The organism is Streptomyces sp. R302, assembly GCF_012927245.1.
GTDB lineage: Bacteria > Actinomycetota > Actinomycetes > Streptomycetales > Streptomycetaceae > Streptomyces.
The window spans coordinates 1-22,576 of record NZ_JABBGE010000017.1; the positions used below are offsets into that span (position 1 = coordinate 1).

Here is a 22,576-nt window from a genome sequence, read left to right on the forward strand (position 1 = left end):
TGAGCCCGACCTCCGGGTCAACATGAGCCCGGGGTCGGGTCAGGTTGAGCCACTAACCGTCACTGATCCACCACAGAACCCTCAGGGAACCGTCCGTCCCTCCGTAGGTTCCACGGCAGCGGGAGAGGACGGAGGGACGGACAGGGTCCAGGCGCCTGGGGAGAACCAGGTGGGGGTGACCTTCCTTCAGCAGTTGGGGACGGCGGACCCGCGGCTGATGATCACCGGCAAGCCGCTGCGGGATCAGGGGAGTGTGGTCGAGGCGCTGTTCGCGCTCGGCTGGCCCGAGCGCATCGTCTGGGAGGTCCTGCAGCGGCCGCTGCCGCAGCCGCTGCGCAAGGACCCCAGCGCGATCATCGCCAAGCGGCTGCGCGACATGCTCGAGGCTCCGGTACCGGTGCCTCGCCAGATGACGCAGGACGGCGAGATGTGGGAGGAGGACCGGCCGACGCCGACTCCGCGTCAGTACCGGTCGGGTGACTCGGTACTGGGCGCGCGCTATGAGTGCGACGGTGACGAGGGCTTGTGCGGCCGTCCGGTGGCGGTGCAGGGGGAGTGGTGCGTCGTGCATGCCCACGAACACGAGCCGGCGTGGTGAACGGCCAGGGCTTCGGGGGCGCCGGGGGAGCGGGGCAGCAGCCCCGCGCCGTGCGAAGGTACGCGGGGCCCGCCCGAACGGCGCCCATCGGGAGCGACACGGCGACCGTACGACGCCTCGCGTGGGTGCGCCTGTCCAGCGGAGCCTTCCCGGGGATCTTTGGTCCCCGGGCGGAGTACGTCGCGCGGCGGTCAGGCGGAGCGCATGCGGTTGGCGGTGTCGGCCATGGTCTCGGCGACGTCGAGGGTTTCGTACCAGGCGACCGGGAGGTCGCGGTCGTGGGTGTCGACGATGGCGTAGGGCTGGAGGCGGCCGGCGACGACGACGTTGTCCTGCGGGCGGTAGGCGGCGCGGTAGCGGCCCGCGGGCCGGTCGTCGTCCTCGGGCCGCAGCCGCGCGAGTCGGCCGAGAATGCGGGCGGTGTCCGCGGCTGGGGGAGCGGGGCGTCGCCGTCCGGGCGGCTCGGGCAGGTCCTCCGGCCGGACACCGAGCCCCCGCAGCACCTGGGGCAGGACGCCGAGGAAGCGCGGGAAGATGTAGGCGTTCTGCTCCTCGGGGGTTCCCACGTTCCGGGTTCCCAGGCGGGTGTACAGGGTCAGCAGTTCGCGCAGCGCTTGGGCGGCGGCGGTCTCGTCGTTGCGGGCACGGGCGGCGTGGATCCGCGCGACGAGCACGCTGCTCTCCTGGGTGAACTCGGACACGAGTGGCTCCTACCCACCTCGAGGATCGGGACGCGCCACGCTACTACCCTCAGCTCTATGGATAACGGGCCTGGGCGACCCCCTCTCCTAGGTGATTTCGCGCGCCCAGGCCGCGCGCCTCGCGGCGCGGCTGACAAGAAGAGGGGGTCGCCCAGGCCCGTTATCCGAAAGATCTGTCAGGTCAGGTCCTCGGGGGGCGCTGGGGAGCCTGGTGGATCCGCATCACGAAGGCCTGGTGCTGCCCGGGCTCGGTCCGTGTCTTCAGGACCCCTCGCCGGCGGCCCTCACGGAGCACGAGGGACAGGCAGTTCGTGGGCAGGCCCAGCTCTCGCAGCTCGGCCGCCACCTTCGGCACCAGGACCCACTGCTCGTAGGGAAGTCTCATCAGCGCCTCGTCGATCCTCTCGGCGGGGATACGGGCACGGGCGGGCGGGCGGGGCACGGGCGCTCCTCGTTTCGGTGGGCGCGCATCGGGTGCTCTCCCGAGGGCGCCGGGGGTCGCCAGATTACGTTATACCAAGGGAAATTGACTATCGGTCAACCGTTCGATGTCGGGCGGTGGATGGCCGGATATGCTGCTGGGGCGCCAGAGTGGAAGATGATCCTCCTGTGCCTGGTCGGGGGGCCTGGGCACCTCGTCGCACAGGTGGCGCCCGGCAAACGCACTGGGGGGACAGCAAAGCCGTGACCGAACCAACAGCCACCATCGACCAGCTCATCGCCCGTATCACCGCCCGAGGCGCAGACGGCCCCGAGGCCATGAACGCGCTCTACTCCCGTCTGCAGTCGACCGTGCACTACTGCGTCCTGCAGATCGTCAGGGACCCGCACCAGGCCGAGGACCTGGCACAGGAGGCGTGGCTCAAGGCGCTGCAGCACATCGACAGCTACCGCCCGGGGACGAACTTCGTCGCCTGGATCAAGGCCATCGCGAAGAACACCGCCCGCGACCACCTGCGTAAGGAGAGCCGGCGCCCGGCCGAAGTCCTGCACGCCGACCACCTCCAGCTCGACCGGCCCCGCCCGGGGCTGTCGGTCGACGAACAGGTCGAGAGCCGCCAGCTCGCCGCGGCCGTCGCCACGCAGATGAACCGGCTGAAGCCCGACCAGCACACCTGCTTGCAGCTGCGCTTCCTCTACGGTCACAGTCCGGCCGATACGGCGCTGATTATGGGCCGGACCGAGGGTGCGATCCGCGCGCTGACGGTACGGTCTCTCCGCAGGCTCGCCCGCGTCTTGCCCGACGGAGACTCCGCCGCCGAACTGGTGGAGGAACTGCTGAGCATCGCCGCGGGCAGGGGACGAGTCGTCGGTGTACGGATCACGACCACACAGGAGAGGGCGTCAACGCATGTTTCGACGCGCTGACAAAGGCGAACGTGCTGGCAAGGGCGAGCGCCTCGAGCAGGCGCTCGAGGGCACCCTGGCCCCGCAGGACCCCGAGACCCGCCGACTCATGGCGGCCGCCGGCTCCCTGGCCCCGTCCTTCGCCCGCGACCCTGCCCGTATCGAGCAGACACGCCAGTCCGTGATGGCGGCCTACCTCCGGACCTTGAACCCGGAGCCCGCCCGCGACGAGGCCGGCAGTGACGACGGCCTGGAGCAGGTGGACCTCCACCGCGCCGAGGTCGAGCTACCCGGCGGGGGCCGGGTCGTGATCTCCGACATCGAGGAGATCACCCCCGAGCGGCTCAACGAGACCACCGCGGCGATGGCCGAGATACTCGCGCGCAGGGCGAGGGACCGACAGAGTTGAACGGCCGCCCCACCGAAAAGTTCGACATCGTCGTCGAGAAGAAGTTCCCCGCCGACGTCGCGCTGATCAACCTGAACGGCGTGCAGACCCTGTTCCTGCGGCCGCAGACGTTTCGTTCCGCCGTCGAAAACGTGCGCAACGCGGTAGCTGGGGTCACCCTCGAGGCCGCGGAGGCGATGATCCGGGAGCAGTGCCCGGAGTTCGTCGACATCGACAACCTGCTCGGCACGTCCCTCCCCGCGCCGCCCCCCGTGGACCGCACGCCCGCCCCGTCGGCGCCCGACGTCGCCAAGCGGCGGCCACCGCGGCGCAGCGGCGTCCGGCGCCGCCAGGCGCTCCTCGTCGCCGCGCTCCTGCCCGCTCTCGCCGCGAGCTGGGCCCTGGGCCGGTACACGCACGTGATCGACGCCCCGACCGCCGCCGGCAGCCCGAGCAGCGCCCCCGCCCCGGCCGGGACCGCCCCAGGAGCGCCGGCCGCGCCGTTCAAGGACAAGAGGTTCCAGTTTTTCTCCGATATCAGCAGCATCGACTGCAACCCCGTCAGCACGCTCGCGGCCGAATGCACGGACGCAGACGGCATGGTCATGTCCACCAAGGCGGCGACCGGGCCCGACTCGACCGTCTTCACCTTCTCGTACGGCAGCGAAGGCATCGGGCTGCGGGTCTTCTACGACGAGGAGTACGCGCGCACCTGGGCGCGCCAGGACGGCTCTCGGGAGATGTATCCCAACCTGCGGCAGGACGGCCGGTATGTGCTGTGGGGGACGGACAAGGAGCGGATCGGGGAGTACACGAAGCTCCTGCAGGAGGCGGACCGGGGAGGGCACTCGGACGCTTCCCGGGCTCGGGACCGAAAACCGTTTGCCGCGCCCCCTCACCCTATTTGAAAATGAATCCCATGAACGAGATACAGGTGAGCACCTCCCCCAGCGCGACCGGCACCAGTCTGACGGTGTCCATCCCCCAGTCCGTCCTCGACGCCCTCGCGGCGAATGCGCTCTACAAGACCCCGGTCACGGAGCGGGCGACGCCCGAAGGAACCGATCCGGTCGGGATCGACCAGATCACCATCACGGTCTTCCCGGACGAACCGGAGGACACTGACGGGTAGATGGCCCGATGCGCGGGAGCCCCAGCCTATTCGGCTGGGGCTCCCGCGCATTCGCCAGTCGGCCGTGGCCTTGTGTCCGGGGGTTGAGGAACAACCGTGTCGGACCACTGCCGCACGATCCGGCACGGTTGTTCCTCAACCCCCTACCACCCACTACCGCCCTCCAGGGGGTCCGGCAGCGCGGCCCTAGCCGCGGCCACGTCTGACCAGATCTCGGGAAGGCGGCCGTGCCCCGGACCGTCGTGCACGATCTCCCCGGCCCGCACGAGGGTGATCACACCGGGCCCGGCATCCCGCGTCGCCCACGGCATCCACAGGTTCGAGCCGTCGAACTCCCCCGACGGGTCCTCCTGTACGTCCGGATTGGTGAGCGGGTAGTCGTGCATCACCAGGTTGAGGACCAGCTCCCCGGACGAGTATGGCCCGGCGTCCAGCACCACCCGATAGACGTCTGACCAGGCGACGCCGAAGCCAGCGGGCCCCCGCCACACGATCAGATGATCTCCCTCCACGGGCGGATAGCCGGGCAGCACGGCCAAGTTGTTTGCAGTAGTCATACCGGCCCAACGACGTCTCCGGACGCTCGTCACGCCAGCCGGCTGGCAACCCGGGGCCTCACCCCGTCCGTCATCTTCGCCACGTTCATTGAGACGAGCGGCGCACGGCTCGCCGGCTACAGCGGACGCTCGCCAGATACCCGGAGACCGGATAGCAGGACACCGCTCGGTAGGAGCTGGGAGTTGAGGAACATCCATTTATCTGCGGCAAGGCCGTTGGCGCCGGTTTCCGGTCTGCTGTTCTCCAACCCCCAGCTTCGGGTCAGAAGGGCGGTTCGTCGCGAGCCGCCCACGGATCGTCGGCGGCCGGACCGCTTTGGGTCGGGGCGGCCGCTGGCCGCTGTGTGCTGCCGGTGGTCTTGGTGACCTTGGCGGAGGCGTTCTTGAGGCTGGGGCCGACTTCCTCGACGTCCAGCTCGAAGACGGTTCGCTTGACGCCCTGGTTGTCCTCGTAGGACCGCTGCTTGAGGCGCCCCTGGACGATTACGCGCATGCCGCGCTGGAGGGAGTCGGCAGCGTTCTCGGCCACCTGGCGCCATACGGAGCAGGTGAGGAAGAGGCTCTCGCCGTCCTTCCATTCGTTGGTCTGGCGGTCGAAGACGCGAGAGGTGGACGCGACGCGGAACTTCGCCACGGCGACGCCGGAGGGGGTGAAGCGGAGCTCGGGATCGTCGACCAGGTTGCCGGTGACGGTGATGACGGTCTCGCCTGCCACGGAGGGCCTTTCGTGTGAGCGTGGAGGTCAGCGCAGCGGGCTGGCCAGAGAGGTGACGCAATGCATCTCAACTCCTTTCCAAGATGAGATGAGATGCATTGCATGGGGCGGGGTCAGGAGAAGAGGAGCTTCCAGGTCTTCGGGCCGGGCAGGCCGTCGGCGCCGGATCCCTTCCAGCCCTGCGCGCGCTGGAAGGCCTCGACGTTCTTGCGGTCCGCCTCGCTCCACTTCGGCCCGGGGCCATCGGCGTAGTGCTTGCCGAAGCCCTTCTTGACGAGCTGCTTTCCGAGCAGCGTGATGTGCGCGTTGTTCCGGCCGGGGCCGAAGCGGGTGGTGCCGGGGAAGGGCGGGGCCGGCGTGGGGGGCTTGGCCGGCAGGGTGCCGAGGAGCTTGCGGAGGGAGGTCTCGCCCGGGACGCCGTCGGCGTCGTCGCCCTTGTAGCCCAGTGACTTCTGGTAGGCGGCGTAGTTCCGGGTGTCGGCGTCCGTCCACACGGGGCCGGGCCCGCTGGTGTAGTTGGTCCCGAAGCCCTTCTTGACGAGCGCGCGGCCGACGGTGGTGACGTGGCTGCCCTTCGCGCCGTAGCCGTAGACGAGGCCGTTGATGGTGACCCGCTTGCGGGAGACGGAGCCGTTGGGGAGGGCGCCGCCGGGGGCTGGGGCCGGGGTGTAGTCGTCGGCGGGCATTCCGGCCTTCACCCACGCGTACAGGTGCTCGCCGGGGCAGGCGGTCGCGAAGCCGTCCTTGTGGCCGCGCTTGGCGAGGGTGCGGCCGGTTCGCCGGTTGGCCTCCTCGTACAGGGCGCGGCACGCGGCGAGCGCGGCCTTGCTGGGCTTCTGGTCGCCGCCGATGGCGACCTGGACGCCGATGCCGGAGATGTTGTGTCCGGGGCAGTGGGCGCCCTGGAGTGTCCAGCCGCGGCCCTCGTAGATGGTGCCGGCCTGGTCGATGACGAAGTTGTAGCCGACGCCGGCCCAGCCTTTGCGCAGGTGCACGGCCTCGATGGCGCGGAGGACGGCGTAGCCGGTGCGGGTGATCTGGTGCGCGCCGTCGTAGTGGATGTAGAACTCGGTGCGCTGCGTGAGCGGGACGGTGTCCGGGGTTCCCTTCCAAGGGGTGGCGCCCCAGGTGGTGCGGGAGATGATCGAGACCATGGGTGGTGCCCTCCGATGCTGGTGATCTGGAGGGCGCACCGTGGCGTGAGCGGGTGCCTTGTGTCGCGTGCTGGCCATCCCGGCCTTGGGTGACGACGGACCAGAGGATGCCTCCCCTGGAGAGTGACCTCCGCACCTACCACCACTGACACCTGTGAGTAACCATTACGCTCCGCAGCGTGAACAATCGATCGTTACCGCTCGCGCTCGCCGCGGCGGCCTGCCTGACTCTGACCGCTCCTCCGCCGGCGTACGCGGCCGTGCAGCCCGCGCCGTGTGTCGGCGGCGCGACTGAGACCAAGGGCTTCTCGGCCGTTGACGACGGAGAGATCCGGTGGACCGACAACACCGCCTATGACGACGCGCGTAAGTTCGCGATCTCGGCGTGGCAGTACCGGGGCTCGAAGATCAAGGTGGTCGCCGATTCGGCGATCACCTCGAACGACCTGGAGTTCAAGGACGCCAACCTCGGCACACGGGACACCGACCCTCTCGGCCGCTACGAGCGCCACGGCTCGATCGGCGCGACCGACTACATCGTCTTCAACAAGCAGAAGCTCCGTGGCGCGTCGAAGGAACGGATCCGGTACGTCGCGCTGCACGAGCTCGGGCACGCGCTCGGCCTGTGCCACAAGGCCGACAACGTCGTCTCCCTGATGTGGAAGAACGCGCCGTCGCCCGGTTACGAGATCACGTGGATCCCTGACGTCGACAAGGCCAACTACAAGAAGCTGTGGGGCTGACCATGAACAAGAACGTCATCGGGGCCACCGGCCTCGCACTGGTGGCCGCGATGGGCATCGGCGGCTACGCCTACCTCCAGCAGGACGAGGATGTGCACGTCGAGGCGTTGTGCAATCCGACGCAGACAGATGCGGCCGAGGCCGCCCGTGCGCAGAACCTCGCCCTGGTCGACGTCGTCGAGCGCGGCCGGCTCGTCTCCAAGGGCCCCGACGCCGGCATGCAGACCTTCAAGGTCCGCACTCTCGCCGTCTACAAGGGCACCTTGCCCACCGAGGCGGAGGTCGGTCTCCCGGAGGCCTCGGCTGTCAAGCTGCAGCCCGGCAGCCGCTATGAGGTGTCCGTCCTCGGGCCCGAGGACGGTACGTGGATCGCGCGCTTCACCCGCCCGGTTCCGGCCGGGAAGACGGCCGATGCGCTCGCCGCGCACTGGAAGACGGAGATCGGCAAGCAGTTCGTGGAGCCACCGTGCTCCGATACGACCACGGCACCGTAAGCCTGGGATCGGTGGCAGAGTGTTAGTCGACGACTTCGGCGTCGATGACTTCGGGTCCGCTCTCGAGTTCGGGGAAGACGACCGAGAACAGGGACTGGTCCAGGCGCTCGGCGATGGCGTCGAGGTCGACGGCTGATTCGTCCTGGTTGCTGGTGATGTCGCCCAGGCCGGTGATCTCGACGGCGATGGTCGCGTCCTTGCCGTACTGGTCACGGTGCTGTCGTTCGAGGTACCAGGCGTCGGCGCGCCAGTCGGGGGGTGTGCGGTCCTCGGTGGTCTCCTCGACGATCTCGCCGGAGACGGGGTCGCGGAAGCGGCGGGTGACGACCTTGGTGACGATGCCGCCGTCGGCGACGCGCCGAATGTTGGCCATGGCCCGGGCGGCGGCCGTGGCGCGGGCGGTGCGGACCTTCTCGTACAGGGCGGCGTACTCGCTCTCGGCGGGGTCGGGTTCGTCGCCGGCGGCCCGGGCGTCGGATTCGGCGCGGCCGCGGGCCATCCACGCGAGGAAGGTGGAGCGGGAGATCCCTGCCATCTCGGCGGCGAGTTCGACGGCGATGCCCGTACGGGAGGCGCCCACGAGGCGGGCTTCGACTTCCTCGGACAGCAGGCGGGGGCGGCCGGCGGCCCGCTTGGCCCGGCGGTCCTTGCGTGACATGGGGTTCCTCGGGGCGGTCAGCGGTTGGCGGTGAAGGCGTGCCCGCAGGCGGGGCACGTGGTGTGGGGGGCGCGGCCGTCGTCGTCGGGGCTGAGCCCGGGGTCGTGCTCGTCGTCGGGCAGGTGGAGGAGCGGGGGTTCGTCTTCGCGGCCGCCACCGGGGAGGGTCTCGGGGTCGATCTGGGCGAAGAGCTTGTCCATCTCGTCGGAGGGGATGGCCAGGGAGTCGAAGAGCTCTGCGTCGCCGGTGGCGAGGTCCTCGAGGATCTCGGCGAACGCGCGAGGGTCCCAGCCGCCCTCGCCCGGGAGGCGGTTGAGCTTGATGGCCAAGGCCTCGGCTTCGGCGTCGGAGCGGGAGGCCCAGCCGCGCAGTACGGGGACAAGCCAGCCACCGTCCTCGTCGATGACGACGCCGCTGGGGGCGCGCATCCCGCGGGCCTGCATCTCGATCAGGGACTCTCGGCGGCCGTGGCCGTGGAGGGTCTTGTGGGTGCGCTCGTCGACGACCGGAATCTCCACCAGGCCGTGCATGTCGATCGACGCGATCATGAGCTCGAGATCATGCCGCTTGGGGTTACGGTCGGCCGGCGTCAGGTCGGTGAGCGGGATGTAGGCGGTGAAGCGCGGGGCGTTGGCGAGCGTCTCGGTCACGGCGTGTGCGGTCCTCTCCCAGTGCGGCAATGTCCGGCGGCGGGCGAGGGCTGCGAGCCCGCGGACTTCTACCGCAGCGCCCCGCCTCGCGCGCGGGGCATGCCGTCATGGCGTCCCCTCGCCCGTCGCCGGCCGGCGCCGCCCTCGTTCCGGATGGGGCGGAGCCGGGGCCACGCAGTCCTTGGTGACGTCGCCATGGGCTGCAGGGCCGCGCGGAAGGTAGGGGGCGGGATGAGCTTGTGTCCCGCACTACCACCAACATTTCCGTTGGTATAGCATTCTTCTCGGCTGGGAGAGCACTCAGCTGCTTGGGCCTAGGTGTCACAGAAATCGGGCCGGCGACGTATCTATATGCGACGCCCTCGAGACACCCCGCCCGGGAACACCGTCACCTGGGCCATGGCGTCCAGGGCAGAGAGGAACACCCATGTCGAACGACGCCTCCGACAACGTGCAGTCGGACGAGCCCGTCGAGCTGTCCCTCCAGGACATCGGACTGCGCGGAGCCCTCACGCGGGCCATCAAGGAGCACCAGCTCAAGGAGCTCGGCCCGCACGTGGAAGCGCCGCTCCAGCGGATGCTTGCCCTCTTCCAGGAGGGCGGGCAGAGCGATCTGGTCGTGCAGATCGATGGTGAGACGGTGGGCAAGTACAAGGTCAACCAGACCCGGGCCCACTTCGAAGTGGCCGATGCCGACGAGTTCCTCGCCTTCGCCGAGGAGCGGGGCGAGGTTGACATCGTGATCACCGTGAAGCCGTCGTTCAAGGCAGCGATGCTTCAGCGGGCCCGACGGGTCCCCGGGTCGGACACGGTCTTCGACAGCGAGACGGGCGAGGAGCTGCCGGGCATCCGGTTCGTCCCCGGCGGCAGGGCCACCGGAACGGTCACCTGGACCTGGGAGAAGCACCAGGGCGTGGAGATCGGGCGCGAGGTCCTGATGAGGGCGGCCCAGGACGGAAGGCTCGACCACCTGCTGCACGCCGTGCCGGAGCTGATGCCCGCCACGCCGTCCGCCGACACCGAGTGACCGACGCCCGACGGGCCCGACCCTCGGCGGCCGGGCCCCTTCCCTCAGGGACCTGCACCATGACGACCCCTCAGGCGGCACAGGCCGCCCCGAAGCTGTCCGACCGCGCCCGCCTCGCCCTCATCGCCCTCGGCCTCCACGAGGACGGCGAATGGGTCGACTACCCCTCACTGTGCGCCCGCCTCGACATGAACTCCCACGAGGTGCGCAGAGCGGTCGCCGACCTCTGCGCGGCGGGGATAGTCCAGCGGCGCCGCCGGTATGGGCGCACGCCGGACAGGCGCCGGACGAACCTGACGTTCTTCCGGCTGACCGCCGACACCAGCCAGGTGAGCGCGTGAGCGTCTCCGCCGGCGGCGGCCTGCGGCACGAGCAGAACCGCCCGCCGTTCCTGTTCCTGGAGTCCAGCACGGTCCGCGACACCGGCCTCAGCTTCCGCGCCCTGGGGGTGCTCGCGTTCCTCGCGGACCAGGCCGAGGGATGGAACGTTCGGTCCGAGCAGCTGAGCCGGGGCGAGGGGCGGGAGGGGCGTGCGGCCGTCCGTTCCGCACTGCGCGAGCTCGCCGAGGCCGGGTACTACCGACTCGAACGCCGCAGGCTCATCGGCGGGAAGCACGTGATGGGCACGGCCATATCCCGGGTGCCCCAACCGGAGTGGGCGCGGCAGCACGCCCTCTTCAGCGCGGGCCAGGACTCGATCGTGCCGATTCCCGTGGTGGAGCAGGAGGACGGGTCTTTCCGCGTCATCTACCCGGACGGCGGCCCGGGCCTTGAGGTCGACGGCGCGCCGTTGGAGACGGAGCAGCCCGAGGACAAGCCACAGCCGCCCGTCGCCGCGAGGAAGGCGCCGCCTGCGGTCAGGACGAAGCCCGTCGCGGCGCCCAAGCCCTCCGACGCCGGGCGGCCGTGGACATCCCCGGAGTGCGCGAGGTACCTGGGGATCCAGCCGGCGGAGTGGCGCAAGTTGGTCAGCGACGGCTACGTCCCGGAGCACACCGGCATGAAGGGTGCGAAGACGAAGGTCTGGAATCCCGAGGTGGTCAAGTTGGTGGACCTCAAGGAGATCCACGCCAAGCGGGCCAGGCTCCTCCAGGCCGCGAGTGCCGTTGCCGACTGGTGGTGGAAGGACGCGGCGGAACACATCGGCCCGTACGTGGGACGGGCCAACGGTTACCTCGCGGTGCGCGGGATGATCGAGAAGGCGCTGCGGGCGAACTACACCCAGATGCAGTGTGCGAAGGCGCTGCGGAAGGTGCGGCAGTACGTCCCGAGCGCTCAGCAGTGGCAGAACGCCCTGTCTGCGATGTCGGGCCACAAGGGGGCCGTGCCTGGTGGGCGGGAGACGTACGACGACGCGGCCACCTGGGGCGTACAGACCGGCGGCGGTGACCCTGCCGGGGCCACGTTCGACTTCACGACATGAGCGAGAGGAGCGATCCGATGTCCGTGGGCGCGGAAGTCGCCTTCCGGCCGCAGCCGGAGAGCAGCGCGGAAGTCGCGCTCTCCGGTCCGGCGCGGGGGTTGAACAGCTTCGCCGGCATCAGCGAGCACGTGATGCGGGTCCTGCAGCGGCGCGGCGTCGACATGGCGGTGCTCGGCGTCCCGCCGCAGCCGGAGCCGGAGGACGGTCTCTGGGAGGACGTGGCCGTACCTCAGGCGCGCGCCCATCTGAACCTGTGGCGCCAGAGCATCAGGGACGCCTCCCAGGACGACTACCTGCGGTTCCGCTTCCCACGTCGGGAGGGGGAAGAGCCGCTGGCCGACGGGTTGCAGGCGCTCGACGAGATGCAGCAGCCCGACTTCCTCCGCAGCTGGCTCGACGCCCTGGTCAAGGCGAAGGCGCAGAAGAAGCGGCCGGAGCTGCTCAACCTGATCGTGCCGGGGAACATCGGCAGCGGGAAGTCGGCGCTGGCGTGCGGGGTCGGCAACGAGGCGGCCGCCCGGGGGCTGTGGGTGATGTATGTGAAGCATTCGACATACCTGACGTGGCGGCGGCCGGACTCCGCCCCCCGCGGCATGTCGGCGTGGGAGGTGCAGAAGCGGTTCGTGGAGTGCGATCTGCTGATCCTGGACGAGGTGTGCGGCGGGATGAACTCCCTCGCCACCGACTTCGTCGAGCGGGAGTCGACCGACCTCGTCGACGCGCGCGGCGCCGCCGGCCGCCCCACCGTCTACACCACGAACCTGCGCGGCCGCAGGAAGCCGAACAGCGGTGCGGGCGTGGTCATCGCGGACATCCTCGGCGAACGGTTCGTGTCGCGGCTGGAAGACCGCGCCCACGTGCTGCGGGTGGTGGGCCCGGACCGGCGCACGCCCAGAAAGCAGCTCGACTGGTAAGAAGCCGTGGTGGGGCGGGCGCGGAAGGCGGAGCACGCTATATCGTTTAGGCCATCCGGAAGGCCATGAGCATACGCCGACCGGGTGGCCGAACGAGAGGACGTGTCTTGAACCCGACGTTGCTACCTGCCCGCGCAAACCAGGAGCAGGAGACCACCGCCAAGCCCGCTGTCCCGCCTCTCAGCGGATGGGAGCGGCTCGGTGCGGGCCTGACCGTGCTGGGCGGCGCCGCCGTCGGCGGGCTTGGGTTCTACGCGTCCTTCGACGGGGTGTCAGACGCCGCCGCGGCCTGGGGGTTCAGCGACCCGTGGGTGCTGCCCGCGGCGATCGACTCTGCGATCCCCGTGTTCACCGTCGCCGGCCTGCTGCTCATCCGGATGGGCATGCCGCTGTGGTGGGCGCGGATCGTTCCCTGGGCCCTGAGTCTGATCACCTGTGCGCTGAACGTCGCGGTCGGCACCACCCTGTGGTCGAAGATCGCGCACGGCTCCATGGCCCTGCTGTGGGTGGCGGTCTCCGAGATAGCCGCCCACGTGTACGCCGCGCGGATCGGGGCGTACACGGGGCGCCGCCGCCAGATGGACAAGGTGCGGTGGGCGCGCTGGTTCCTCTCCCCTGTACCGACTTTCCGCCTGTGGCGCCGCATGAAGCTGTGGGAACTCACCTCCTACGACGAGGTCCTGCGTCTCGAGCAGGAGCGGCTCTTCTACCGTGCGCTCCTGCACGGCCGGTACGGGCGGGCCTGGCGCAGGAAGGCGCCCGTCGAAGCGGTGCTGCCGCTCCAGCTCGTCAACGCCGGCATCCCCCTGTCCGAAACCGCGCACGCCGGACTGCGGGCCGCGGACATCGAGCCGACCGGCGTCTTCGCCCGCCCCGTCGATCCGGTCGAGACCCTGCCCGCCCCGGCCCCTGCAGCCGAGACCGCACCCGTCGAGGACACGCTCTTCGACCGGGACGAGACGCGGGTGCCGGTCGCGGCAGCCGTACCGGCGGCCAAGGCCAAGCCCCGGCCTCTCACGGTGACCGTCCCCGCCGAGGAGCAGGCCCCGGCGGCACCTGCCGCGCAGGAGCGACGCGCACTCGGGGAGGAGGCGTACGCGGAGCTGGTTGCCCAGATGCCTGCGTGGAGCAACGAAGAGGAGCTGCAGCGGGCCATCGCGTGGACGCTGGACGGGGGCCACCGGGAGCTGTTTTCGGGGCCGCTGACGGGTGCCGAGATCGCCAAGGTCCTCGGTCAGCACGAAGCCACCGGCCGCAAGGTCCGTACGCGCTTGGTCAAGACACATGCCGCTCAGCGGAACATCGCTCTGCCACCGCGCCCCTCGATCGACGAGATCTTCCAGGCCTTCGCCGAGGCGCGGACGTCCGCTCCTGCATAGGGCATCCTGCCTGTACCCCGTACCGAAGCGGTGGGCCCCGTTCATGGGTGCCCGCCGCCCGCATGATCGGACCTTCCCATGACACCGGAGATCCTGGCCCGGATCGCCGCCGCCCGTACCGCCCGCGACCTGTCCGACCTCGCCAGGCAGGAACTCGCGACCGCTGCTGAGCCGCTCAGCCCCGCTGCGCGTATCGAGCGGGCGCGCCGGCTGCGGAAGATGATCGTCGCCTACGTCGATCAGGTCGTGCTCGCTGAAGTGCTCGGCGGGGCTTCCTGGGGGGACGTCGGGCAGGCATTGCGTCCGCAGGACCCGGAGTCGGTCCGCGAGGAGTACGAGGACGCGGTGACCGAGTGGGAAGCGACACCGGAGGAGGCGCTCGAGGCTGCGGCCGATGGGTTCGAGGCGTTGGATTCCTGGTACTCGCGGCACCGCGAGGATCACGATCCGGCGGTGCAGAAACCTGTGGGGGACCTGCTGAACCGGCATTGAACTGCCTGCCCCGACAGGTAGAATGATGTACCGATGGAAACGGCGAGAGGTTAACCCCTCCGCCGGTCCATCCTCCGCGGGAGAGCACCCGGGGAAGACCGAAACGAGGAACACCAGATGCCGAGCATCGTCGCGCCTCAGCGCGTCCGCACGCCCCGGAAACCCACCGGCCTGCCCAACCCGCCGATCATCCTGCTCACCGGTCCCGAGACGACCGGCAAGCGGTACGCGGCCGCCGAGGGCTCGGGCTCCGAGCTCATCGGGACGACGTACTGGATCCAGGTCGGCGGCACGTCGGGAATCGCTGACTACTACGGCACCGTCCCCGGCGCCCGGTATGAGATCGTCCCGCACGACGGGTCGTTCGAGGACATCCTCGACGCAATACGCTTCGCGGTCACCCAGCCGCCCGCGGAGGACGGTCGACGGAACATGGTGGTCATCGACGACGTCTCCAACGTCTGGGACCTCCTGAGCGACGAGGTGGCCCTCGTCAGCCGCAGCCGGGCCGAACGTCGCGCGAGAGCCAGCGGGGCACCCGCCGCACGCCCCGACGACCCGTACGTCGACGAGGAGCGCGACCTGTGGGTGACCGCGAAGGAGCGCTGGGGATCGATGCTCCACCTCCTGCGCAAGCATACCGGCCCGTCCCTCCTGATCGCGCGGCAGGAAATCGTCACCGTCTACGACCACGACAAGCCGACCCCCTACACCACCCGGAAGATCCGGGCGGAGAAGGGCATCCGAGCCGCCGTCGACGCCGTAGTCGAGTTCCACGGAGTCGGAGAGTCGTACATCACCGCCCTGCACGTGACGTCGCCTCACGGAGCCCTCCGCCCCGGCTGGGACAGATTCGAGGGGGTGGACCGCCTGCTGCGGCGCATCGGTTACCCGAACACCGCAGAGACGCGGACGGCCACCGAGTCCCGCCCGGAGGCGTATCTCGAGGCGTACGTCCGACGCACGTACGAGCAGAACCGGCGGGAGGCTCCCGCTCAGCGTGTCCGGCACGGGCGGGGCCCGGACGGCCCTCACATCGTGACGATGGTGCATGAGGCCATGAACGACCCGAAGGACCCGGCCACCCGGCTGCAGGCGATCCGGGAGGAGTGGGGGAACCAGTACCTGCGGGAGGTCCCCACCGAGACGAAACTCTGGGGACCGATGAACGCCGCCGACCTGATCACCAAGGCTCTCGGGCATGTCTCCCCGCAGGATGAGGGGAACGGCTCTAGTGGCACGGGCGACCAGGACGGCACGCCGGCGAAGGAGTCCTCCGCTGGTCCCACCCCGCCTGAAGCCGCGGTGTTGACGGCGACGAAGCTGGAACAGCGCGTGCAGGAGACCACGCAGCCGGGGCCGCCTGAGCGCGGTGTGGCAGAGGGCGGGACCCCTCCCGACCCTGAGCCCGCGTCCGAGGACAGTGCGCCTCCGCCGCCGGACCCGCAGGCCGAAGAGCCGCCGCCGAGCGAGGCCCCGGAGGAGATCAGCGCAGCCGAAGAACCACAGGACCGTCCCGTCCAGCGTCGCCGTCCCGCTAGCCGGCCACGCGGGGAAGCCACCGCTCTCAGGGCGCTGAGGGGCGAGGCGGAGGTTCAGGCCCGGCTGCGGATGATGACGGTGGGTGAACACCTGGGGCCCATCGCCGCGGAGGGCGATCCGGACGTCCTGGTGCTCAAGAACTTCCTCGTCTCCCATCGCGCCCCGCTCATCGAGCAGCTCACGCGCGATGGCGAGCACGAGCTCGCCGAGTTCTACGGGAGCGTCGGGGAGATCAGTCTCGAGATCACGAAGCGGTTCGAGTCCTACTTCAACCGCGGGTGAGGTAGGCGCGCCGCCAGGCTTGCGACGGGGCGCGGCGCGCCACCGCGCAGTGGCGCGCGGCGCGCGTGGCTCTGGCGCGCGCGTCGACCGATGGGGGTGGGGGCCGCGCGCGCTGGGCGCCAACTTGGGCGCGCGCCGGCCCGCCGAGAAGGCGCACCGGCACGCGCGGCGAGGCGCTCCGGCCTCGCTCGGGCGCGTGCCGTACCCGGCCCTTGAAGATTGCCGGCGCGCGCCGCAGGACACCGGCCCTCTGACAGTGGGCGCGTCCCATCCGGGGCGCGCGCCCCACTGCCGACGACGGGCGCGCGCCTTCACCTCTCACCGTAAGCACACACAGGGCTCTGACCAGCAAATATTGCTGCTCCTGGCTCCGAGTCGAGCTTGCTTCTGGCGCGTGCCCACGGCGCGCTGGGTGTCACCAGCGGGCGCATGGCTTGATGGCGCACCGGGGCGGCGCGCGCGACCCAAGGCGCGCGTCACGGCGTGCGGGAACGACAGAGGGCGCGCCCTGAGGCGCGCCCTGGTGGAGTGGTCGTGCGTGAAGTGCGCGCTACCGCACGGCCGGCCGCGCCGCGCGACGAACGGCGCGCTGGTCCTGGCGCGCTTGCTCCTTGTCGGCGCGCGCCTGGGCGCGGACCTCGCGCAGAAGCGTGAGCAGCTCTTCGGGGTGTTCCTTCCCGAGAAGCTTCAACGCCTGGAGCCGGTGGTTCGGCTCGCTGGGCATCAGGCCCTTGCGCGCCTCGGCGTACTGGACGCCGTAGCGGAGGAACTTCATCTCGATCCGTACTCGCTGGCGGAAATTCTCGAGCCTGGCGTCACGGGCGGTGCGGCTCTCACCGGGGGCCGGTTCGGCGAGGAATTGTGCGGGCTCCTCAAGCATCAGGCGGCAGACTTTGTCGGCCCTGGCGGCTACTTTGTGTGACCGGAAGGCGAGGGCCTCGACACGGGGAGAAGTGGGCTTCGGGACGGGCTCGCCGAGGATGAAGCCGGTGAACCGGTCGATGAAGGCGTCGTCGCGGAGCGCGGCCAGGGCCTTCGCGTGCTCGTGTGCCAGGTCGTCGACGATGTCCTGGAAGGGCGGCATCGCGGCCTTGATCTTCTCGCGCCATGGGGCGATGCGGGCCTGCTGCTCCCGCTTGCTCTCGTCGTCGCGCTTGGGGTTGAAGAACTTCGCGCGCTGTGCCGCGAGCTCGAGGGCGTCGAGGACGCGAGGGGCGAGCCGGGGCGAGGTGAGCGCGGCATGCTGTACGTCTCGCGGGATGCGCCGGCCGGTGCCGCCGGTGACGTAGCCGACCACCTGCTCCATGAGCTTGTCGTCGGCGAGCCCGGAGAGTCGTCGGATCTCTGCCTTCACCTGTTCCGCATCGGCCATGTGCTTGTGCTCCTCCGCTTCGGGCGGGCCCGTGCTCGCGGGCGTTCAGGGGGTGCGGGTGAAACAAGGTGAGGTGGCCGTACGGCCGCGAGCACGTGTGCCGGATCGTCGCAGGAGCAGGTGCTCCCCGGCCCCGAGTGCTCTGCACGCACCCGGTTGGTCGACCCCATGTGGTCCGGACCCCGCCTTGGTGAGGAACACCTGCCCCGTCGACACGGACCTCGAGAGGCCGTGGACACGGAGGGGGCGTCTTGAACCCGGGGTTCGAGCCGAAGTCTCAAACGCGTCTCGCGGTGGCTGTACGGCCACCTCGCTGACGATGGTACCCGGCGGCCGGCGCCGCTCAGGCGCCGTAGGTTCTATCCGGCCTGCTGGGGCGCCTTCGGGGAGGTGATCGTCTCGATCGCCGGGGCGACCCTGGTCGGCTTCCAGATGAGGCTGTAGGCGGCCTGGGCGGCAACGACGACGGACAGGACGGTGACGGTGGTCAGCTTCCCGTTCTGGAACTGGGCCCAGCCGCCTTCGGACGCGACGGTGACGAGGCCGGTGAGGACCGAGAAGGCGACCGCGACGGCCTTCTTGCGGCTGGCCGACCAGGTGCGGCGCTGGATCACCGCGGTGATCAGCGGGAGCAGAGCACCGACCTGGGCGCCGGCGGTGATGGAGTTGAGCGTGGCAGACATGGGGTTGCCCTTCATGCGGTGGATACGTGACGGGCGGACTGTGCGGGGGGCCGGAGGCTTGTGTCGCGCGGTGCCTCACCCGGCGGTGTCGTCGAGGTCCTCGGCGATCTCGGCGGGCGGGGGCGGGGCCGGGCTCTCGTAGAGCTTGACGACCAGAGCGCGGAGCTGGTGGATGTACTCGACCGCGGCGGCCTTCCAGCGGCGCCACTGCCGCTGTTCCTCCTCCAGGCGCTCGACGCGGTTCTCGAGCGTGGTGACCCTCTCGAGGGTCTTGGCGTTGGTCTCGCGCTGCTGCTCGAGGAGTTGAGTGAAGCCGGTCGTCACTGCCTCGACCGACGCGACAAGGGAAGCGGAGTTCGCCAGTCGCTCGTCGGTGTCGTTCTTCCTCTTGCTCTGGCGGTGCACCATCCAGCCGCCGCCCAGCACGCCGATCAAACCGAACAGAGGGGTGAGGACAGGCGCCAAAGAGATGAGCCACTCCATGAGCGCCTCCTCCGTCAACGATCGTCAGTAGGGATGCGCGGGAGCCGGGGATGTGAGTCCCGCGGCTCCTCGCATCGCCGTACGGTGCACGACCGGCTTGCTTGTGTCCCGGCGTGGGCTGGCTACGTTCCCGAGGGCTGGTCGACGACGCCGGCGATGAGGTTCCAGGTGCGGCGGACGGCGTCGAGGAGCTGGTCGTCGGTGACGGCGGCCTGGGAGCTGTCGGGATGGCCGTCGATGCGGCCGTCGGCGGCGGCCGCGGAGATGAGGGGGTCGGTGGCGAGGGCGGGGGCGTAGCCGGGGCCGGTGAGGTCGGAGGGGTTGAGGACGCTGCGGGCGAGCGCGGAGCGAAGGGGGTAGCCGTGGGTGGCGGGGGCTTCGGTCAGGACCTCGCGGGCGACGCGGGCGAACGCGGCGCGGACGCGGTCGGCGAAGGCGGGGCTGCACATGAGGGCGTGCTCGTCGACAAGGGCGGAGGTGGGCATCAGGGCCTTCCGGGCTATTTGGTGTAGGTGACGCGGAGCTGGGGCGGGTAGGTCTGGCCGACGCCTCGGGCGCGGCCGTAGTAGGTCTGGGTGGTGCTGTTCGGGTCGAGCGCGACTCCGCGCCAGGACGTAGAATCAAAAACGGATGTGATATCAACCCATTTGCCCTGGTTACGGGACCAGGGGATGGTGATGAACTCGGAGTCGCAGGAGAAGGTGCTCGGCCGGGAGGCGTGCTTGTGCGCCTTGATGACCGCGGTCCCGCCGGAGTTGTAGTACCAGTGCTCGTAGTACAGGTAGAGCTCGACCTTCCTGATGACGGCGCCGGAGAGGTCGCTGGTGAGCGCCGCCGGGAAACCGATCAAGGCGGCCTGCATGCCGTTGGTGGAGCTGTAGTAGCCCTGGATGCACTGGTTGCCGTAGTACGAGTTGTACGAGCTGCGGTTGGCGTAGGAGCCGGACCAGGAGGCGGCGTAGGTCTTGGTGTAGTTCTTCTTCGTCGGGGTGGCGGTGCCGCCGCCGGTGTTGTAGACGCCGGTCTCCGGGACGTACGGGCCGATGTCCTCGATGTAGAAGATGCCCGGGTAGGGGCCGGCGCCGAAGAGCCGTACGGTCTGGCCCGCCGGTCCGTCGCGCACCCAGAAGGAGATCAGGAGACGGTGGAGGCCTGCGCCGAAGGCGGCTCCGGACCGGATGGTCTCCAGGCGGATCCGGTCCCATCTGCCGGTGGGGCAGGGGCGGATGACCGACTGGATCTGAGTGGAGTTGATGGAGGGGGTCGAGGCTCCGCCGTCGCGCAGGGCGACCACGATCTCACCTCCGGCCTCCGAGGGGTCGGCGTAGCAGTCGAAGACGACCCGGTACATGCGGCTGGAGTCGGCCTCGAAGGCGAGCTCGACGTAGCCGTACTCCGTGCTGGCGGCAGTCACCGCGGTGGCCATGTAGTCGACGGCGACGAGGCCGCGTCCGTACTGGTTGAGGATCCGCGACAGCGGGTCGCCGGCGATCTCCAGGGTTCCGGCGACGGAGAGGTTGCTGAAGCCGGCGTCGCCGTTTTGGTCGATGGTGGAGACGGGGCGTCCGGCGTTGGAGAGGGTCAGGTAGTTGGGGCGGCCGGTCATGAGGGCCACGGCTTCGTCGCCAGCGTCGTCGAAGAGCTGAAGTCCCTGCGGGGAGAGCTCGGCGCGAGCCCCGGCGGCGGAGGAGGCCAGGACGATCCGGCAGGAGACGTTGTCAAAGGTCACGGTGCCCACGGTGGAAGCCGCGGTGGCGCAGAAGACGCGGACCTGCGTGGTGCCGGCCGGGGCGGCGGCATCCGGTACCCCGGAGAGCTGCTGCCACGATCCGCGTACGGGGCTGCTGGTGGAGATGGTGCTGTGGCCCACGATGGCGCCGTCGGCGTCCAGCCACCGCGCGAAGAGGACGACGCGGGAACCGGACCAGTTCGCCGACAGCAGGTAGTCGGCGGACAGCCACACCTTCTGGCCGGGCTGAGCGGGGGCGGTGGTCAGGGCCAGGTTGCGGTCGACGGCCGTGGCGCTGGTCGCGTCGACCTGGAGCGCCTTGGGGGTGTCGTTGCCGGGCGAGACGATCGACCAGTACGGAGAGGCCTCGGCGCGCTGCACGCTGGTGGCGCCCTCGAAGCTGGGGTCGGCGATGAGGTTGCCGTCGGTGCCGATGGAGAGCCGGTCGGCACTGAGCGCTCCGGCCTTGACGTGGGTGGCGTCGATGATGCCGGCGGCGATCTTCGTGGCCGTCACCGCGTTCACGGCGAGCTTGTCCGTGGTGACCGCGAGGGCGTCGATCTTCTCGGCGGTCACGGCGAGCGCGGCGATCTTCTCCGCGGTGACCGCGAGGGCGGTCAGCTTCTCGGTGGTCACCGCTCCGGCGGCCAGGGCGACGGTGTTGACGGCGCCGGCCTTGATCTCGCGGGCGGTGACGGCGTCGGCCGAGATCTTCCCGGCGGCGACCGCGTCGGTGGCGAGCGCGGCGGTGGTGACCGAGCCGACGACCAGGTTCGTGGAGTCGACGACGCCGGTCTTGAGGACCTCGATCGTGACAGCGTCGACGTCCATGACGCCGCTGCCGCCCGTCGTTCCGCTGGCGAAGTTCAAGAACAGCAGGGGGGAGATGAAGCGCGTGTCCGCGTGCATCACGCCCGGGGCGCGGGGGTCGGTGGCGGTGCCGCCGGTGCCGGAGGCGCCGGGCGCGGCGCGGCCGCGGAGGTAGCCGGTGTAGACCCTCCAGCCGGAACTGGGCGGCTGGACAGCGTTGGACGCGGCCACGTAGTGGCCGGAGGCGTAGAGGTTGGCGCCGTTGCGGTTAACCAGGGTGATGCCGTCCGCCGCGATCCCGAGCGCCCCGATGTACAGGGTGTCGGTGCCGCTCGCCGAGCCGGTGAGGGTGCGCACGCGTACGGAGATCCGGTACAGGACATCAGGATCGTAGGGGACCTGGACGGTGCCGCGGACGACGGTGTAGCCGGTGGCCCTCGCCAGCGTCCGCCCAGTGGGCGCGTCCGTGGCCGGCAGGTGCTCCCAAGAGGCCCCGGCCGCCTGGTTCAGGACTTGCCACGCCTTCGGGTCGCCCATCGCGTCGACGTACCGCTGGGTGACGCCGTCGGCGAGCGCGCCGCCGAGGGCGTTCATCGTGACCGCCCCTGCGGCGAGGGCGGCGTCGGTGACGGCGCCGAGCGCGATCTTCGCGGAGGTGACGGCGTCCTTGGCGAGCTTGACCTCGCCGATGATGCCGTCGAGGAGGTCCTGGCCGACGGCCTGCCGTGGGGTGCCCGGGACGGCGGCCGACGGCGGGCCGGTCGCCTGACCGGTGTTCTGCCCGACGAGCCGGACCCAGCGCGGGGCGTAGCCCTCCAGGGCGATGGTGGTGCTGCCGCCGGCCTGCGCGGTGATCGCGGCCACCTGCGTGGCGAGGCTCGGTACGAAGTCGGCGGCCGTACCGACGTGGACCTGGACGAGCGCGAAGTCGGAGGGGGTGTCGTACGCGTCCGCCCAGGTGCCGTCCCAGCCGACGACGAGACCGGCGAGGACCGGCTCGACGACCGGGGCCGTCGGGGTCGGCGGCGGGGCGGGGTTCACCGGCACCAGGGCGACGCCGCCGTCCGGCTGGACGCCCACGCTGCCCTTGAGCTCGCCGGTCTCGTCATAGATATCCATCGCGCCGCCCTCGATGGACGTGTGCGACGCCTGCGTGCTGCGTTCCAGCGCCTGGACGCGCCGGGTCAGGTCGTGGAGGGTGCGTGCGAAGTCCGCCGCGCCCGTGCTGCCCTCAAGGATCTTGACCATGGGCGGGCATGGTCCGGGCGGCCGGCCCTAGTGTCGCGTCCTGGGCGGGGCGGCG

General features: G+C 70.3%; 26 protein-coding genes. 14 read left to right on the top strand and 12 right to left on the bottom strand.

The window, feature by feature from the left end:
* Positions 1–169 precede the first annotated feature (169 nt).
* Positions 170–598 (top strand): hypothetical protein, encoded by a 429-nt coding sequence (locus HHL19_RS35190; protein ID WP_169094482.1) that lies wholly within the window; start codon positions 170–172, stop codon positions 596–598.
* Between the two features lie 191 nt (positions 599–789).
* Here HHL19_RS35190 and HHL19_RS35195 read toward each other — a convergent pair whose 3' ends face one another.
* Together HHL19_RS35195 and HHL19_RS35200 are read right to left on the bottom strand one after the other, a co-directional pair.
* Entirely contained in the window at positions 790–1,299 is a 510-nt protein-coding gene (locus HHL19_RS35195) for a hypothetical protein (RefSeq protein ID WP_169094483.1), read from the bottom strand.
* A 181-nt stretch (positions 1,300–1,480) separates the two neighbouring features.
* Positions 1,481–1,741: a hypothetical protein gene (locus HHL19_RS35200; RefSeq protein WP_169094484.1), complete on the bottom strand. Its 261-nt coding sequence runs from the start codon at positions 1,739–1,741 to the stop codon at positions 1,481–1,483.
* Positions 1,742–1,983: 242 nt separating this feature from the next.
* On the opposite strand from HHL19_RS35200, the gene HHL19_RS35205 reads away from it, so the two are divergent.
* From HHL19_RS35205 to HHL19_RS35220, 4 genes are read left to right on the top strand one after another with little or no spacing between them, the layout of a single operon-like run.
* Positions 1,984–2,667 carry a sigma-70 family RNA polymerase sigma factor gene (locus HHL19_RS35205; RefSeq protein ID WP_169094485.1) on the top strand — a complete coding sequence of 228 codons (684 nt, stop codon included), beginning with the start codon at positions 1,984–1,986 and terminating at the stop codon, positions 2,665–2,667.
* Complete coding sequence (locus tag HHL19_RS35210) at positions 2,651–3,055, top strand: hypothetical protein (RefSeq protein WP_169094486.1); 405 nt, start codon at positions 2,651–2,653, stop codon at positions 3,053–3,055. The genes HHL19_RS35205 and HHL19_RS35210 overlap by 17 nt, the downstream gene beginning before the upstream one ends.
* Complete coding sequence (locus HHL19_RS35215) at positions 3,052–3,942, top strand: hypothetical protein (RefSeq protein WP_169094487.1); 891 nt, start codon at positions 3,052–3,054, stop codon at positions 3,940–3,942. The genes HHL19_RS35210 and HHL19_RS35215 overlap by 4 nt, the downstream gene beginning before the upstream one ends.
* An 11-nt stretch (positions 3,943–3,953) precedes the next feature.
* Positions 3,954–4,166 carry a hypothetical protein gene (locus HHL19_RS35220; RefSeq protein ID WP_169094488.1) on the top strand — a complete coding sequence of 71 codons (213 nt, stop codon included), beginning with the start codon at positions 3,954–3,956 and terminating at the stop codon, positions 4,164–4,166.
* A 143-nt stretch (positions 4,167–4,309) separates the two neighbouring features.
* Here HHL19_RS35220 and HHL19_RS35225 read toward each other — a convergent pair whose 3' ends face one another.
* From HHL19_RS35225 to HHL19_RS35235, 3 genes are all read right to left on the bottom strand, one after another.
* The gene (locus HHL19_RS35225) at positions 4,310–4,705 is read right to left on the bottom strand and encodes a hypothetical protein (RefSeq protein WP_169094489.1); all 396 of its coding nucleotides are present in this window, start codon (positions 4,703–4,705) and stop codon (positions 4,310–4,312) included.
* A 280-nt stretch (positions 4,706–4,985) separates the two neighbouring features.
* Positions 4,986–5,438: a single-stranded DNA-binding protein gene (locus tag HHL19_RS35230; protein ID WP_346768576.1), complete on the bottom strand. Its 453-nt coding sequence runs from the start codon at positions 5,436–5,438 to the stop codon at positions 4,986–4,988.
* A gap of 113 nt (positions 5,439–5,551) precedes the next feature.
* Positions 5,552–6,592, bottom strand: coding sequence for a peptidoglycan-binding protein (locus HHL19_RS35235; protein ID WP_169094490.1), 1,041 nt, complete (start codon positions 6,590–6,592; stop codon positions 5,552–5,554).
* 179 nt (positions 6,593–6,771) lie between these two features.
* Between HHL19_RS35235 and HHL19_RS35240 the strand changes: the two genes are divergently transcribed.
* Entirely contained in the window at positions 6,772–7,335 is a 564-nt protein-coding gene (locus HHL19_RS35240) for a matrixin family metalloprotease (RefSeq protein ID WP_169094491.1), read from the top strand.
* A gap of 2 nt (positions 7,336–7,337) precedes the next feature.
* On the top strand, positions 7,338–7,829 hold the full coding sequence (locus HHL19_RS35245; protein WP_169094492.1) for a hypothetical protein: 492 nt from the start codon (positions 7,338–7,340) through the stop codon (positions 7,827–7,829).
* Positions 7,830–7,851: 22 nt separating this feature from the next.
* On the opposite strand, the gene HHL19_RS35250 is transcribed toward HHL19_RS35245, so the two are convergent.
* The gene (locus HHL19_RS35250; protein ID WP_169094493.1) at positions 7,852–8,487 is read right to left on the bottom strand and encodes a hypothetical protein; all 636 of its coding nucleotides are present in this window, start codon (positions 8,485–8,487) and stop codon (positions 7,852–7,854) included.
* A gap of 17 nt (positions 8,488–8,504) precedes the next feature.
* Complete coding sequence (locus tag HHL19_RS35255) at positions 8,505–9,137, bottom strand: hypothetical protein (protein ID WP_169094494.1); 633 nt, start codon at positions 9,135–9,137, stop codon at positions 8,505–8,507.
* 427 nt (positions 9,138–9,564) lie between these two features.
* On the opposite strand from HHL19_RS35255, the gene HHL19_RS35260 reads away from it, so the two are divergent.
* The 7 genes from HHL19_RS35260 to HHL19_RS35290 all read left to right on the top strand — a co-directional run bounded on the left by HHL19_RS35260 (position 9,565) and on the right by HHL19_RS35290 (position 16,196).
* Positions 9,565–10,164 (top strand): hypothetical protein, encoded by a 600-nt coding sequence (locus HHL19_RS35260; RefSeq protein ID WP_169094495.1) that lies wholly within the window; start codon positions 9,565–9,567, stop codon positions 10,162–10,164.
* 59 nt (positions 10,165–10,223) lie between these two features.
* The gene (locus HHL19_RS35265) at positions 10,224–10,505 is read left to right on the top strand and encodes a hypothetical protein (RefSeq protein WP_169094496.1); all 282 of its coding nucleotides are present in this window, start codon (positions 10,224–10,226) and stop codon (positions 10,503–10,505) included.
* Complete coding sequence (locus HHL19_RS35270; RefSeq protein WP_169094497.1) at positions 10,502–11,587, top strand: hypothetical protein; 1,086 nt, start codon at positions 10,502–10,504, stop codon at positions 11,585–11,587. Before HHL19_RS35265 ends, HHL19_RS35270 begins: the two co-directional genes overlap by 4 nt.
* Positions 11,584–12,501, top strand: a complete 918-nt coding sequence (locus tag HHL19_RS35275) for an ATP-binding protein (protein WP_169094498.1) — start codon at positions 11,584–11,586, stop codon at positions 12,499–12,501. Before HHL19_RS35270 ends, HHL19_RS35275 begins: the two co-directional genes overlap by 4 nt.
* 107 nt (positions 12,502–12,608) lie before the next feature.
* Positions 12,609–13,880, top strand: a complete 1,272-nt coding sequence (locus HHL19_RS35280; RefSeq protein WP_240982070.1) for a DUF2637 domain-containing protein — start codon at positions 12,609–12,611, stop codon at positions 13,878–13,880.
* Positions 13,881–13,958: 78 nt separating this feature from the next.
* The gene (locus HHL19_RS35285; RefSeq protein WP_169094500.1) at positions 13,959–14,372 is read left to right on the top strand and encodes a hypothetical protein; all 414 of its coding nucleotides are present in this window, start codon (positions 13,959–13,961) and stop codon (positions 14,370–14,372) included.
* Between the two features lie 117 nt (positions 14,373–14,489).
* Positions 14,490–16,196, top strand: coding sequence for a hypothetical protein (locus tag HHL19_RS35290; RefSeq protein ID WP_169094501.1), 1,707 nt, complete (start codon positions 14,490–14,492; stop codon positions 16,194–16,196).
* Positions 16,197–16,746: 550 nt separating this feature from the next.
* Here the strand turns inward: HHL19_RS35290 and HHL19_RS35295 are convergent.
* The 5 genes from HHL19_RS35295 to HHL19_RS35315 form a co-directional block, all read right to left on the bottom strand.
* The gene (locus HHL19_RS35295; RefSeq protein ID WP_169094502.1) at positions 16,747–17,568 is read right to left on the bottom strand and encodes a hypothetical protein; all 822 of its coding nucleotides are present in this window, start codon (positions 17,566–17,568) and stop codon (positions 16,747–16,749) included.
* 359 nt (positions 17,569–17,927) lie between these two features.
* Positions 17,928–18,251 (bottom strand): hypothetical protein, encoded by a 324-nt coding sequence (locus tag HHL19_RS35300; RefSeq protein ID WP_169094503.1) that lies wholly within the window; start codon positions 18,249–18,251, stop codon positions 17,928–17,930.
* A gap of 75 nt (positions 18,252–18,326) precedes the next feature.
* Complete coding sequence (locus tag HHL19_RS35305) at positions 18,327–18,734, bottom strand: hypothetical protein (RefSeq protein WP_169094504.1); 408 nt, start codon at positions 18,732–18,734, stop codon at positions 18,327–18,329.
* 122 nt (positions 18,735–18,856) lie between these two features.
* Positions 18,857–19,219 carry a hypothetical protein gene (locus HHL19_RS35310; protein WP_169094505.1) on the bottom strand — a complete coding sequence of 121 codons (363 nt, stop codon included), beginning with the start codon at positions 19,217–19,219 and terminating at the stop codon, positions 18,857–18,859.
* A 14-nt stretch (positions 19,220–19,233) separates the two neighbouring features.
* Positions 19,234–22,521, bottom strand: coding sequence for a hypothetical protein (locus HHL19_RS35315; RefSeq protein WP_169094506.1), 3,288 nt, complete (start codon positions 22,519–22,521; stop codon positions 19,234–19,236).
* Between the last annotated feature and the right edge of the window lie 55 nt (positions 22,522–22,576).

What these genes read in the sequence shown, in the direction of transcription:
- HHL19_RS35210 (WP_169094486.1), top strand. Translation starts at nt 2,651, where the DNA reads ATGTTTCGACGCGCTGACAAAGGCGAACGTGCTGGCAAGGGCGAGCGC.
- HHL19_RS35220 (WP_169094488.1), top strand. Translation starts at nt 3,954, where the DNA reads ATGAACGAGATACAGGTGAGCACCTCCCCCAGCGCGACCGGCACCAGT.
- HHL19_RS35235 (WP_169094490.1), bottom strand. Translation starts at nt 6,592, where the DNA reads ATGGTCTCGATCATCTCCCGCACCACCTGGGGCGCCACCCCTTGGAAG.
- HHL19_RS35245 (WP_169094492.1), top strand. Translation starts at nt 7,338, where the DNA reads ATGAACAAGAACGTCATCGGGGCCACCGGCCTCGCACTGGTGGCCGCG.
- HHL19_RS35250 (WP_169094493.1), bottom strand. Translation starts at nt 8,487, where the DNA reads ATGTCACGCAAGGACCGCCGGGCCAAGCGGGCCGCCGGCCGCCCCCGC.
- HHL19_RS35260 (WP_169094495.1), top strand. Translation starts at nt 9,565, where the DNA reads ATGTCGAACGACGCCTCCGACAACGTGCAGTCGGACGAGCCCGTCGAG.
- HHL19_RS35265 (WP_169094496.1), top strand. Translation starts at nt 10,224, where the DNA reads ATGACGACCCCTCAGGCGGCACAGGCCGCCCCGAAGCTGTCCGACCGC.
- HHL19_RS35275 (WP_169094498.1), top strand. Translation starts at nt 11,584, where the DNA reads ATGAGCGAGAGGAGCGATCCGATGTCCGTGGGCGCGGAAGTCGCCTTC.
- HHL19_RS35285 (WP_169094500.1), top strand. Translation starts at nt 13,959, where the DNA reads ATGACACCGGAGATCCTGGCCCGGATCGCCGCCGCCCGTACCGCCCGC.
- HHL19_RS35290 (WP_169094501.1), top strand. Translation starts at nt 14,490, where the DNA reads ATGCCGAGCATCGTCGCGCCTCAGCGCGTCCGCACGCCCCGGAAACCC.
- HHL19_RS35295 (WP_169094502.1), bottom strand. Translation starts at nt 17,568, where the DNA reads ATGGCCGATGCGGAACAGGTGAAGGCAGAGATCCGACGACTCTCCGGG.
- HHL19_RS35300 (WP_169094503.1), bottom strand. Translation starts at nt 18,251, where the DNA reads ATGTCTGCCACGCTCAACTCCATCACCGCCGGCGCCCAGGTCGGTGCT.
- HHL19_RS35305 (WP_169094504.1), bottom strand. Translation starts at nt 18,734, where the DNA reads ATGGAGTGGCTCATCTCTTTGGCGCCTGTCCTCACCCCTCTGTTCGGT.
- HHL19_RS35310 (WP_169094505.1), bottom strand. Translation starts at nt 19,219, where the DNA reads ATGCCCACCTCCGCCCTTGTCGACGAGCACGCCCTCATGTGCAGCCCC.
- HHL19_RS35315 (WP_169094506.1), bottom strand. Translation starts at nt 22,521, where the DNA reads ATGGTCAAGATCCTTGAGGGCAGCACGGGCGCGGCGGACTTCGCACGC.